We start from the raw sequence: 13,113 nt of genomic DNA on the forward strand, positions 1-13,113 counted from the left end.
GTTTTGTGGTTGGCCACTCTTCAAGGCTAAATGCGACTTTGTTGGGATAACTTCTGTGACGAGTAAAGGATCTGTGAGCCACAGGGGGGCTCGGTGAGGTTGGGGAAGCGAGGCCCGAGAACGAGGAGGCGGCGCGTACTCATAAAGTCACGACAATGCCGGGCGCAGTTGTGCGCGCAGTTCCGGTTCATGCGGGTTTGCGGCGCAACCACCCCTTCATTTGGAGACCGTCCCGCATGTTGAGAGCAAGAAGTGTAATGTTTGTTGCGCCCGCGACGAGCTCGATCGCCTGCACAGCATAGAACGTGGCATCGAATTCTGCCGCCTGAGCCTTGGACGCAAGGAAGAGCGCAGACGGAATAAGAATCAGAATGCCGTTCCCTGCAATGAAGGGCATGCGCTTGAATTTGGCCCCGATCAGTCCGGCCCGGCGCCCCTTTGCCAAGATGATACCTGTACCACCGGTCGCAGCGAGCACCGGAATCAGCAACAAGAAACCCCACGGTATGGTGCTCTTAACCGCTGCAACCGTGGCAGGGGACGCGAACAGCTCGCTGAGTACCGTCGATAGCCAAAATGTGCCGATCGTTGCGATAGCCAAGGCGCCAGCGACAGGATGGATCAACTTGATCATGAGTATCTTCCCTTCCTAAAACAGCAGGGCTAGGCAACGCAGATGCCGGAGACAGCAACTTTCTGGAACAGATGAGGGGAAGCTATTGCCGAGGCCGGATAGCTGGCGATTTTTGCTAGAAAGTCAGGATGGGTGAAGGCCGTACGGAAGTGTGCGGTGGATTCCCAGACGGCGTAGTTCAGATAGGTCGAGCTGTCGCCGAGAGCTCTGTGCAGCTGAGTGGAAATGAAGCCCGGCTGTCGTTTCATGAACGCTGCGTCGTCCTGCCAGACCTTGAGAAAAGCCGCCTCATCGGCTTTGTCGAGAGTGAATGGGTTCACCAGGACGACCGAATTTGCCTCGATGGCGATCTGGCGGTCGACCGGGAAGGACGGGTCGAGTGGGCGTAGCAGCGACATGAGTGCCTCCATTGCAATTTAATGTGTGATGCCTAATTGGTATTATGATTACGTAACAGCTTGACAACATGATGTCAATATAAAATGACGGTGACAGATGAAAAGAGCCGAGCGAACTTCCGAGGGTGACGCCCTGACCGACCTTGTTCTCGATCTATTCAGGCTCGACAGCCTACTTCTGACAGCCGGCGACCGTCTGGTCGCCCCGCTTGGCCTAACAAGCGCACGCTGGCAGGTGCTTGGCGCCATTGTGTCCGCCGAACGTCCCCAACCGGTCGCTTGGCTCGCACGCGACCTCGGCGGCAATCGTCAAAACGTGCAGCGGATTATCAATGATCTGCACAGGGAGAGCCTGGTATCTTTTGAGGTCAACCCGCATCACCGACGGGCGCAGCTCGTCGTGCTCACTGGGAATGGACAGCGCGCCTTCGAAGCCGCAATGGAATTGCAGGCTCCCTGGATCAACGATCTTTCAAAAGGGCTGTCGATCAAGGATATACGGATTGTCCATCGCGTGATCACCGCCTTGCGAGATAAGCTTGAGAGCAGCCGTGAGGACAAGTCGGCCTGATATGTCAGGTCGCAACGCGCTACGACAGGCTCGCAGCCAACTACCTTGCCTTCGTGCAACTCGCGTCAATGGTTATGGCTGCGTCTTTATGAGCCGCGTCCTAGAGAGAGTGAAAGACTCCGTCACCGCCGCCACGCTCGCCGCTTCGAACGAGCAGGTCGGCAAGATCGTGGTGAGGTTGTAGTCGGCATCGAAACGTGTCGGCTTGATGCGCCGGGATCGCTGCCGACGCGAGATCGGCGCGTCGACGTCACTCCAGTTCGATGAGCAGATCCTTAGTCTCGATCTGGCTGCCTGCGCCGACATGGATGGCCTTCACTCTTGATGCGCGGTCCGCGTGCAATCCGGTCTCCATCTTCATCGCCTCGATGCTCAGCAAAAGATCTCCAGCCTTTACGGCTTGGCCCACGGAGACTGCAATGGACGAGATGACGCCCGGCATCGGGGCGCCGACCTGGCTCGGATCTCCGTCGGTCGCCTTCGCACGAACCGCTATCTTGCTCTTGAGTTCACGATTCGGCACACGGACTAGGCGAGGTTGACCGTTCAGCTCAAAAAATACTTTCACCTCACCTTCGTCGGAGTTCTCGCCGACGGCCTGAAGACGTATCTCGAGTGTCTTGCCGGGATCAATCTCGACCGAGATCTCTTCTCCGAGTTGCATGCCGTAGAAGAACGTACGCGTTGGAAGCGTGCGCACCGGTCCGTAGACCTGATGGCGTTCGATATAGTCGATGAACACTTTCGGATACATGAGGTAACCGAGTAGATCCTCGTTGTCCGCCACGTAGCCGTCCAGCGTCGCCGTTAGTGTCTTACGGGTTGCTTCCACATCCACCGGCGCCAAGCCAAGGCCGAGCCGTGCCGTCAATGCGGCACCGCCTTTCAGCACCTTCCGTTGTATCCCCTCGGGCCAGCCTCCATGCGGTTGGCCGATATTTCCCTTCATCATATCCACCACCGAGTCGGGGAAAGCGACATCCACGGCTGGGTCCTCGACTTGCTCGCGGGTCAACCCTTGGGCAACCATGACCAGCGCCATGTCACCGACGACCTTAGATGACGGGGTAACCTTCACGATATCGCCGAAGATCATGTTGGCTTCCGCGTAGGCTTTCGCAATGTCGGGCCACCGCTCTGCTAGGCCGAGCGAGCGAGCCTGCGCTTGCAGGTTGGTGAACTGTCCGCCAGGCATTTCGTGAAGGAACACCTCCGAGGCGGGTGCGGTTGGACCGGATTCGAAGGCGGCATATTGAGCCCTGACCTGTTCCCAATAGTCGGATATTTCGCGGATGGCCTCGCTATCCAGTCCCGTGTCACGGTGAGTGCGTCGAAGCGCTTCGACAATCGATCCGAGGCACGGTTGCGAGGTGCCGCCCGAAAAGGCATCCATGGCGGCATCAACTGCATCGACACCGGCTTCGCAAGCGGCGAGGACGGTCGCCGCTGATATTCCCGAAGTGTCATGCGTGTGGAAATGAATCGGGAGTCCCACGTCCTCCTTGAGCGCTTTGACGAGGATGCGAGCCTGTTGAGGTTTCAGGAGTCCCGCCATATCCTTCAAACCGAGGATGTGGGCACCTGCCGACTTCAGCTCTCTCGCCCGGTCCACATAGTATTTCAGGTCGTATTTCGGACGCGCGGGATCCAGCAGGTCGCCCGTATAGCAGATCGTGCCTTCGCACACCTTGTTTGCCTCGATCACGGCGTCCATGGCGACCCGCATGTTCTCAACCCAGTTGAGCGAGTCGAACACGCGAAAGACGTCGACTCCGGACTTTGCAGCCTGCAAGACAAACATGCGAACGACATTGTCGGGATAGTTGGTGTACCCGACCCCGTTGGCCGAACGCAGGAGCATTTGGGTGAGGATATTCGGGATCGCGGCCCGAAGGTCGCGCAACCGTTGCCACGGACATTCTTGGAGGAAGCGATAGGCCACATCGAAGGTCGCGCCGCCCCAACATTCGATGCTGAAGAGTTGAGGGAGGTTTGCGGCATAGGCGGGCGCGATCCGGAGCATGTCTATCGAACGCATTCGGGTGGCAAGCAGCGATTGATGCCCGTCGCGCATCGTCGTGTCGGTGATCAGCACCCGCTCCTGAGCGGATAGCCAGTTCGCCAGGACTTGCGGTCCGTCTTTTTCGAGAATGTCGCGAGTGCCGAGAGCTATGGCCCTTCGTGGCGGGAGCAGCCTGGGCTCGGACATCCGAGCCGTCGACTTTGGACGAGCCCTGGTCTCGGGATGTCCGTTGACCGTGACGTCCGCGATATAGGTGAGGAGCTTGGTCGCTCTGTCGCGCCGTTTGGTGAACCTTAGCAATCCAGGTGTGGTGTCAATGAACTGAGTCGTATACCCGTTGCTCCGGAATTGCGCGTCATTGAGAAGGTTCACGAGAAATTCGATGTTGGTGCTGACACCCCTGATGCGAAATTCCCGGAGCGCGCGAACCATCCGGTTGGTCGCAAGTTCTTCCGTCGGAGCCCAGGCTATCACCTTGACGAGCAACGAGTCGAAATGCCGTGTGATGACGGCGCCGGAATAGGCGGTACCGCTGTCCAAGCGGATGCCCATTCCCGTAGCCGACCGGTAGGCCGCGATTCGACCGTAATCGGGGATAAACTTGTTCTGTGGGTCCTCCGTGGTTACACGGCACTGCAAGGCATGCCCCGTGAGCCGAACGTCCTCCTGTCTGGCGACGCCTGTTGCTTCGGCAAGCGTAGCGCCTTCCGTGAGCAAGATCTGCGCCTGTACAATGTCGATACCGGTGACCTGCTCCGTTATCGTGTGTTCGACCTGGATGCGTGGATTGACCTCGATGAAGTAGAATCTTCCAGAGTCAACGTCCATCAGAAATTCGACCGTTCCAGCACATCGATAACCTACGTGCAGGCATATGCGCCTCGCAAGCTCGCAGACTTCAGAACGTTGCTCCGCCGTGAGATAAGGCGCGGGGGCGCGCTCGACCACTTTTTGGTTCCGGCGTTGAACGCTGCAGTCGCGCTCGAACAGATGAAAGATGTTGCCATAGCTGTCGCCAAGGATCTGGACCTCGACATGGCGGGCCCGCTCGATAAGCTTTTCCAGGTATCCCTCGGCGTTTCCAAAGGCGGCTTCCGCTTCGCGGCGGCCTTCGAGAACTTTGGACTGAAGTTCTTCCGGGTTGTGGATTGTGCGCATTCCCCGACCACCGCCGCCCCAGGACGCCTTCAGCATCAGCGGATATCCGATGTCGGATGCCTCCTTGCGGATATCATCGAAATCGTCGCCTAAGACGCCAGTTGCGGGCACCACGGGTACGCCGGCTTCGATCGCAACGCGGCGAGCGGAGGCCTTGTCGCCGAGAAGACGCATCGTTGCGGCCGTTGGCCCGATGAAGGCAATGCCGGCAGCCTCGCACGCCTCCACGAGTTCGGGACTCTCAGAGAGAAGTCCATAGCCGGGGTGGATCGCGTCAGCACCCGACGATCGGGCAACGCGGACGATCTCGGGGATCGAAAGATAGGCGCCTACGGGCGACAATCCCTGACCGATCAGATATGCCTCGTCGGCCTTGAACCGATGCAATGAGAGCTTGTCTTCTTGGGCATAGATCGCAACCGTCGTCTTGCCCAATTCGGTCGCCGCGCGCATGACGCGAATTGCGATTTCGCTTCGATTGGCGATCAGGATCTTATTGAACTGGCGCACGTTCAATCATCCTTTTGCTAAAGGTATTGGATGGGAAAGGAGAATGGGCACGACAACTGACGTCGTCGTGCCCGTCACGATGTGTTTCTTGTTCAACAGATGCGTCGCAAGAGGCTGACGACCGCTGCTATGGCCAGCTAAATTGTGATGGCGATCTTTCCAAAGTGTGCGCCACTCTTCATGTACTTGAAGGCTTCTGCTGTCTCGGACATTTCGAAAGTCTTATCGACGACCGGTTTGATACCGGTCACTTCGATTGCGCGGTTCATATCAATGAAGCCGCGCCTTGAACCAACGGCGATCCCTTTGACGCTCACCATTGGGCCGATCAGCTGTCGGATGTTCAATTCCGTCGAATAGCCGGCGACAAACCCGACTACACTGATCGTTCCCCCAAAAGCAACCGCGCTCAGCGATCTGCCCAACGATGATCCAATAGTCTCGACCACGATATCCGCGCCACGGCCGTCGGTGAGCCGCTTTACTTCGACATCCCATTCCGGAGTGGTGCGATAGTTGACGCCAAAGTCAGCCCCAAGCGCTTTCGCCCGCGCCAGCTTTTCGTCGGATGACGACAGAATTGTAACTCTGGCCCCCGACAACTTGGCGAACTGAAGTGCGAAAAGCGAAACACCGCCGGTTCCCTGGAGCAGAACGTCGTCTCCGGATTTGACGTTTGCTTCGTCCAAAGCCGACCACGCTGTAAGACCAGCGATGGGCAGCGTGGCGGCTTCCACATCGGTCAGGTGCGACGGAGGCGTGACCGCGTCCTCTTCCGGGATGAGGATGTAATCCTGAAGAACGCCGGCCAGCGGCGCACCGAGGGTGCGCTTCGCGCGTTGCTCCGGAGTAGGTTTGCCGTCGTGCCAGCCCTGGGTGTAGATCGGGACGATTCGATCTCCCTTCTTGAACCGGGTGACGCCCGGTCCGATCTCCGCCACAGTGCCGCACGCGTCGGAGGCGGGGACATAGGGCAAAGGAAGACCCTTGATATAGTCACCGCCCAGTACGGCCAAGTCGCGATAGTTGAGAGTCGCCGCCCCCACCCTGACCAATACCTCTCCCTTTCCCGGCGTTGGTATCGGGACCTCGGTCAACTTGAGGCCCGAGATCGCGAACTGGTGCGCTTGTATGGCCCGCATTGTCGCCGACATGATTGCTCCTCATTTGTTTGCGGCGGTTCCGAGCTATCGGATATCAGCGCCGCCTGCTCAGTGATTAAGCGTGCTTGATCACCACGGTCTTCAGGTTTGAATAGTCGTCCATCGCCACAAGACCCTTTTCCCGTCCATGACCACTTTTGCCGGTACCTCCGAAGGGCAACTCGATGCCGGCGCCGGCCCCGTAACAGTTCACGAACACCTGACCGGAGCGCAGCCGCTTCGCGAGACGCATTTGTCGGCCGCCATCCCTGGTCCAGACCGCTGCGACAAGGCCGAATGTAGTCCCGTTGGCGATCCGTACCGCATCATCTTCATCGTCGAACGGAATGGCGGCCAGCACGGGTCCGAACACCTCGTGTTGCGCGAGCTCGTGGTCCGTGGGCACCGGCCCGAACAGAGCGGGCCGGACAAAGAATCCATCCGGGTCGACGCCCTCCGCAATCTGGCCTTCGGCGAGGAGCGGGATTCCGCTGGCGGTGGCACGGCCGATGAAGCCAAGGACGGTCTTCTTTTGTCCCGCGGTGATAATCGGACCGCAGTCGAGATCCATCTCTGGGCTACCGACCCGCACGGCCTTGAATCGTTTGCTAAGTCTCGCGATGAAGTCGTCGAAGATGCGCCTTTGAACAAGGACACGGCTTCCAGCCGAGCAGGTTTGACCACTATTCTGGATGATGGCGGCGCAGATAGTCTGGGTAGCCGCTTCGAAATCTGCGTCTTCGAACACAAGCTGCGGCGACTTGCCGCCGAGCTCGAGAGTACAATTGATGTAGTTGTCCGCGGCCAGCTTCCGGATCTGCTGGCCGACCTCGGGTGAGCCGGTGAACGAGACAAAATTCACGCCGGGATGCGTCGTAAGCGCTACGCCCACTTTGCTTCCAAATCCTGTCACGATGTTGATCGCCCCGTCAGGAAGGCCGGCTTCCGTCGCGAGCTCGGCAAGGCGTAGAATGGAGGCGGATGCGGCTTCTGCCGGCTTGAGAACAGTTGCGTTTCCGACCGCTAGCGAAGGAGCAAGTGTCCGGCCGAACATCTGGGCGGGATAGTTCCAGGGAAGGATGTGTCCTGTTACACCCTTTGGCTCACGCACGACGGCGACGAAATGATCATTGAGGTACGGAATCGTGTGTCCATAGACTTTGTCCGTAGCACCACCATAGTACTCGAAATATCGAGCGACCGCCTTGATATCGTTCCTCGCCACCGTCATGGGTTTGCCGGTGTCCCGCGCTTCGATGGCTGCAAGCTCCTCGCTCTTCTCGAGTATGCGCTGCGAAATTGCCATCAAAATGCGGCCCCGTTCTGCGGCGATCAACTTGCCCCATGCACCGGTTTCGAACGCGCTGCGAGCCGCGTTGACGGCCAGATCGACGTCCTCACGGGTGCCGGCGGCGATTTTCCCGTAGGCCTTCCCCGTGCTGGGATCGATCATATCGGTCGTCTCGCCACTGGATGCCCCGACCCATTTGCCACCAATGAAGTGCTTCGACATGATTTCAACTCCTGTCTGTTGCCGCCGTCGATGTAGAAGCACGGGCGGGAGAGGGGTCTCAATGGCGTCTACGATCTACCTGCTATTATGTTGCCCTATGGGGCGAGATCGCATGGCGCGTCCCATTTGATCGCGTCGGACGGTGATCGGTCCAAAATCGTCAGTTATCCGTCCCATACAAGTTGACCCGCGCGAGACACTCGCCCGAGCCATCGAGAGGAAAGCGAGACCCTATCGGCTCCTCGGCGAACGCCCCACCTACGCCACGCGTACGAAAGCAACGCCGCGTATGGGCTGGGGGATGACGCCGCTGTTAGTCTCCGACCTGCGGATCGGATGCGAATTCTCCGGCGTTTCCCTTGGTAAGCAGTCTTGTCTCAAGGTCGATCTGGGCATGGGGCTTCCCGCCCTTCAGCGTCGTAACCATGGCATTCACGGCCTCGTAACCCATTCTGAAGGGATCCTGCACGATGACGCCCAGAAGCTTTCCTTCCTTGATCAGTTCGTAGGCGCGTGCACTCAAGTCGAATGTCACGAGCTTCACGTCCTGACACTTCGCCGCGTCCAGGGTCGCGGCGGCACCTTGAGCCACGATTTCGTTTTCAAAGAAAACCCCGGCGATGTCTGGCGTCTCGACCAGAACATCCTCCATAGTACGCCTGCCTTCCTCGAGGCTCAGCTTAGTTACCTTCCGGGCGAGAACCGTAAGGCCGAGCGCCTTGGCCTCCTCTCGAAGCCTCGCACGCGAGCTTGCACGTTGTCGTTTTCCGGTCCGAAGTCGAAGACGATGACCTCGCCCGGCTTGACATTCTTCGCCATGAGCTGCGCGGCTTGTTTGCCGCCCGTCACTTGTCGGTGATGATGAAGGAATCCCACGATCCCGATTGCAGGCCGATATCGGTGACCACGACAGGAATGTGGTTGGCATTGAATACCGTTTTGACTGGCTCGGCGAGCACGACGCTGTCTCCTGGCAAAAGGAGGATGCCGTTGACTCCTTGCGTATGGAGGTCTTTGAGGTCGGCCACCTGGCGGGTCGTGTCGGTATTGCCGCCATTGGTGACGATCAGGTCGACGTCTACCCCCCTTGGCCTTCCATTCCTCCATGGCCTTTCTCGCTCCAGCAACCTGCGTTCGCGAGAAAGGGATGGTCCCCCAGAATTGCGAATAGCCGACGGATAATTTATCCGCGGCATCGGACGTTCCCGTGGATATTCCAATGGCACATATGGCGGCCAGCAGCCGGGCGCGGCGAACCACCGTCGGTTTGTCATGAACTCCTCCAAGATTTCGTTATGGCAAGGCTATAGGCGGTCGCCGTTCTCTCGACGCGACATCGCTTCGCATCTAACGATCGGCGCTTTGAAGGAGGCTGCTGTGGTCTACCTCTGGCGTGATTAGCCCTTGCGCGTTTGGAATCCGTAGGTCGGCGCGTGTCGAAGGTTTCGCGTTCACGACTACTTCGCGGCTTGCGCTAGCGAGAACTCTTTGTTCGCCTGTATGAGTCTCGGAGATGATCTCATAAAATTGTCATCCGGACCGGACATTCTGGAACGCTTGACGCGCGTGGCAAGCCAATCGCCCCGGCTGATGAGATCCCATGCGATGCTTGTCAGCGTCTCGGCAGCTTTGACTGACGCGCGCGTCACGAATTGGGATGGATTGCGCGCCAGGAATATCCCGCGCCGGAAGACGGGCTTGACGATGCGGGCTGCGGACAACTCGCCTCGTTTCAGTTCTTCGGAGATGGCCGCGTGCGCGAGCAAGGTATAGCCATGGCCGCTTTGAACCAAGTTCTTGATGACGGTGAGCGAGTTGATCTCGTGTTGGATGTTGAGCTTCAGTTGGGACGAGCGTGCGCGCTCGTCGACGAAGCGCCTAAGGCCGTGTTGCCCCGTCGGTACAATGAGGGGGAACGCGTCGACCGCACTGAGATCGACGGCGTCATCAGCAAAACCGTGTCGGTCGCAGTGTTTGAAGGCGTTCGGCGGACCGACCAGAAATAGCTCCTCGACGGCGACTTGTTCCAGCAACAAGTGCCGGCTGTCCTGAATCCCGTAGAGAACGCCGACGTCGAGGTCGCCTTTGGTCAGCCACTCACGGATATGCCCTGACATCGCCTCGATCAGTCTCAGCTGCACGCGAGGTGTCTCCTGTGCAGCTGCAGCAATGAGGGGAGCGCCGATCAACGTGGCAAAAGAGCTCGGCAAGCCGATCGTGACCTCCGATCGGACGTAGCTGTCTTCGGCCTTGATCTCATCCCGAGCGCGTTCAATGTCCGAAATGATGTTGCGCGCGTGCTCGCGGAAGACTTGTCCGGCCTCGGTGAGCACGACCCCGCGTGACGTTCGTTGAAAGAGCTTTGAGCCCAATTCCTCCTCGAGCCGGAGAAGCATCTGGCTCAACGACGGTTGGGCAATATCCAAGCGCTCGGCGGCTCCTGTCACCGAACCCGACTCTGAGATAACCAGGAAGCACTTAAGTTGGCGCTCGTCCATTGCGCCATCCTCTGAATTAGTGGCCCGTGTCCAACCGCGCTTCACTGCCTAGCCCATCGTCGGCCGGCCAAATAAAGCGTTCCTCGTACGCAATGACTCCGCATATCGTAGAGGTGAAGTTGGGAAGATCGGCCAACAATGTCTTCCCTTCGGGGCTCGAAAAGGACGCGTCATGGGCCTCCTTGCTTTCAAACCAAAGCTCCGAAAAGCCGTCGTAGCCGGCATTAGGATAGACATCGCGATCAATGAAGTTGATGGCGTATCGCTTGAGCCCCGGGATCTTCTTGCACAGCTGCGCATGAACAGTTCGCCAATGCTGGACGAAATGTTCTTTCGTCATGTCTTCGCGCTTTGTGAGAAAACCTATACGTTTCGCGTATTGCGCCTTCACGTCGTTAACCTCCCGATGCTGATTTTTGCGCCAACCATAGGCGCCTTGTCCGAAGCCGGTACGGTAGTTGGCAACTGACCGTTATTGGAATTTCTTCTAGGTTGGAATTGAAGCTAGGCCATTTTCCGGGCCAACCAGAAGCGGTATGTTCCGAATGAAGCGTTCGTCAGAGCCGAACGCGAGCACAAACTTACGAGGAAAGATGCGTTACGATCTGGTCGATCTGAGAGTGTTTCTCGCGGTTCTAGACGAAGGAAACCTATCGCGAGGCGCACAGCGGTGTAACCTGGCGCCATCCTCCGTCAGCCAACGCATCAGGCAGCTCGAAGACACGCTCGGTACTCCCCTTCTTGAACGAAATCGCGAGGGTGTCAGCCCCACGCCTGCCGGTACAGTTCTGGCCAACTATGCTCGCAAATCGTTTGATCTGCTTGAGCAGATGCACGCCGATATGCTGCCATTCTCGGCGGGGATGCCCGGGAGGATCACACTATTTGCGAATACCAACGCAGTTAATTCGTTTCTTCCAGATGATCTTGCAACCTTCTTCAAGCATCATCCATCCGTCCGTATCGCACTCGAAGAGAAGAACAGTCACGACATATTGGCCGCCGTCGCGGACCGGCGCGCCGATGTCGGGATCGTTGCGCTTCAGGCCAACCATAAAGAATTGGCCTTCTTTCCGTATCGTGATGACGAACTGGTGGTTCTGGTGCCGCTGAGCAGCCCGATCGACAAAAATCGGCCCGTTCGTTTCGAGGAATGTCTTCGCGAGCCATTCATTAACCTGCAGCGAGGTGCAGCGATCAACACCTTCTTATTGAGCCATGCGGCAGCTCTCGGCGCGACGCTCGATATCCGAGTGCAGGTTCCCGGTTACCGGGCCGTTGCTCATCTTGTCGCGTCAGGGGCTGGCATTAGCGTTGTGCCTCGCTCGGCCGTTGAGAAAGACGAGAAGCGACTTGTGATGTTGCCTCTGGCTGAGCCTTGGGCAGAGCGAAACTTGCGGATTTGTGTCCGGCAGGACGCCCCGGCCAACCATCACCGCGACGAGCTCGTGAGGATCCTCGTCGAGTGCGCGGCCGCAACGACGACTGCAGCATAGTCGGAATGCGTTGTTCCTGTTCGTTGACCAAGTCACGGCAGCCGCCCTGGTAAGGGGTCCGGTTGAGCGAATCGAGTCTCGTCACGAGCTTGGCGCGAAGAATTCGGTTCGGCACCGATCGGCTGAGCGACCGCTTAGGGTAGGCACATCGGATTCCTAGCTGAGGCTGCCCACCCCCGCAAAGGGGATGGGCTTGCTCCCATCGTGTCCGTCCCACGGACTAGCGCAACAATCGCGGCAGTCCGCCGATGCGGACTCGATGTCAAAGCCGATAGACCCGCAGCGCGTTATCGTGAAAGAGCTTCTTCTTGTCGGTATCGGATAAGTCCTTCACGATTTCGAAGAAAGCCTCATAGATTCGGTCGAAGCTGGCGTAGATCTTGTCGACTGGGAAATTGCTTGCGAACATGCACCGATCGACCCCAAAGTAGTCGATCGTCTTGAGGACGAACGGCCGAATGCTTGCAACCGTCCAGTCCGGGTCGACCATTCCGAGGCCTGAGATCTTGGCATGGACGCTTGGAACAGACGCCAGAGTCCGCATGCCGTCTTGCCATGTCTGAATGCCTTCCGCATCCCGCTGAAGAGGCATTCCGGTATGGTTCAGGATGATCGTCGTGTCCTCGTGGTCACGGGCAACGCGGGCTGCGTCCATCATCTGGTGAGGGTAGAGCTGAAGATCGAACGAGAAGTCATACTTCTTCAGCAGACCAAAACCCTTCAACCACTTCGGGTCTCGCAGCAGGTCCGAACGTTCGATGAAGGAATAGCGAGGATCCTGATGCCAGTTGAGGATCTGGCGAATTCCACGGACCGCCTTGCTTTCCGCGTGGCTTGCAAGAACGATATCGACATTGTCGGCCTCTAGATCGGCGTGCGCAACGATGGCCGTCGGGAAACCTGTCTTGTTCTTCATATCCTGAAGCCAACGTGTCTCGGCGAGAATGTCCGCCGAGAGCGCGTCGAGATGAACGTCCTTCACGATATTCCATCGCTTGGAATCCTCGCGATAGTCCGCGAGTGAGTAGGATTTCATGATGGACCGAAGGCTACCTGCGATCGGAGCCATCGGTTCGCCGGTTTGGCAAAGCCAGGGATAGGAATAGTTTTCGAGATCCCAAAGGTGATGATGGGGGTCGATAATGGCGCTGACGGACATGGCGTCTCTCC

The 13,113-nt window shown here is 58.1% G+C and carries 12 protein-coding genes and 1 pseudogene; 3 read left to right on the top strand and 10 right to left on the bottom strand.

The window, feature by feature from the left end; translation table 11 throughout:
• Positions 1-187: 187 nt before the first annotated feature.
• Positions 188-634: a hypothetical protein gene (locus BM374_RS29385; RefSeq protein WP_092300677.1), complete on the bottom strand. Its 447-nt coding sequence runs from the start codon at positions 632-634 to the stop codon at positions 188-190.
• Between the two features lie 29 nt (positions 635-663).
• Positions 664-1,032, bottom strand: a complete 369-nt coding sequence (locus BM374_RS29390) for an antibiotic biosynthesis monooxygenase family protein (protein ID WP_244552728.1) — start codon at positions 1,030-1,032, stop codon at positions 664-666.
• 97 nt (positions 1,033-1,129) lie between these two features.
• Between BM374_RS29390 and BM374_RS29395 the strand changes: the two genes are divergently transcribed.
• Positions 1,130-1,603, top strand: a complete 474-nt coding sequence (locus BM374_RS29395; protein WP_092300683.1) for a MarR family winged helix-turn-helix transcriptional regulator — start codon at positions 1,130-1,132, stop codon at positions 1,601-1,603.
• 5 nt (positions 1,604-1,608) lie between these two features.
• Positions 1,609-1,696, top strand: a pseudogene (locus tag BM374_RS40305) (IS5/IS1182 family transposase); the annotation flags it as partial.
• Between the two features lie 157 nt (positions 1,697-1,853).
• Here the strand turns inward: BM374_RS40305 and pyc are convergent.
• The 7 genes from pyc to BM374_RS29425 form a co-directional block, all read right to left on the bottom strand.
• Positions 1,854-5,294: a pyruvate carboxylase gene (pyc, locus tag BM374_RS29400; protein ID WP_092301123.1), complete on the bottom strand. Its 3,441-nt coding sequence runs from the start codon at positions 5,292-5,294 to the stop codon at positions 1,854-1,856.
• A gap of 137 nt (positions 5,295-5,431) precedes the next feature.
• Positions 5,432-6,448, bottom strand: a complete 1,017-nt coding sequence (locus tag BM374_RS29405) for a zinc-dependent alcohol dehydrogenase family protein (RefSeq protein WP_210188602.1) — start codon at positions 6,446-6,448, stop codon at positions 5,432-5,434.
• A gap of 64 nt (positions 6,449-6,512) precedes the next feature.
• Positions 6,513-7,949, bottom strand: a complete 1,437-nt coding sequence (locus tag BM374_RS29410; protein WP_092300686.1) for an aldehyde dehydrogenase family protein — start codon at positions 7,947-7,949, stop codon at positions 6,513-6,515.
• Between the two features lie 313 nt (positions 7,950-8,262).
• Positions 8,263-8,877, bottom strand: coding sequence for a substrate-binding domain-containing protein (locus tag BM374_RS39535; protein ID WP_244552729.1), 615 nt, complete (start codon positions 8,875-8,877; stop codon positions 8,263-8,265).
• Positions 8,795-9,223, bottom strand: a complete 429-nt coding sequence (locus tag BM374_RS39540) for a type 1 periplasmic-binding domain-containing protein (protein ID WP_244552730.1) — start codon at positions 9,221-9,223, stop codon at positions 8,795-8,797. The genes BM374_RS39535 and BM374_RS39540 overlap by 83 nt, the downstream gene beginning before the upstream one ends.
• A gap of 183 nt (positions 9,224-9,406) precedes the next feature.
• Entirely contained in the window at positions 9,407-10,447 is a 1,041-nt protein-coding gene (locus tag BM374_RS29420) for a LysR family transcriptional regulator (protein WP_092300689.1), read from the bottom strand.
• Between the two features lie 16 nt (positions 10,448-10,463).
• Positions 10,464-10,838: an EthD family reductase gene (locus tag BM374_RS29425; protein ID WP_092300692.1), complete on the bottom strand. Its 375-nt coding sequence runs from the start codon at positions 10,836-10,838 to the stop codon at positions 10,464-10,466.
• Positions 10,839-11,040: 202 nt separating this feature from the next.
• Here BM374_RS29425 and BM374_RS29430 point away from each other — a divergent pair, with 202 nt between their 5' ends.
• Complete coding sequence (locus BM374_RS29430) at positions 11,041-11,943, top strand: LysR family transcriptional regulator (RefSeq protein ID WP_092301129.1); 903 nt, start codon at positions 11,041-11,043, stop codon at positions 11,941-11,943.
• A gap of 262 nt (positions 11,944-12,205) precedes the next feature.
• Here BM374_RS29430 and BM374_RS29435 read toward each other — a convergent pair whose 3' ends face one another.
• Positions 12,206-13,102 (bottom strand): amidohydrolase family protein, encoded by an 897-nt coding sequence (locus tag BM374_RS29435; protein ID WP_092300695.1) that lies wholly within the window; start codon positions 13,100-13,102, stop codon positions 12,206-12,208.
• Positions 13,103-13,113 lie beyond the last annotated feature (11 nt).

It is taken from the genome of Bradyrhizobium sp. Ghvi (genome assembly GCF_900115265.1).
Taxonomy (GTDB): Bacteria; Pseudomonadota; Alphaproteobacteria; order Rhizobiales; family Xanthobacteraceae; genus Bradyrhizobium.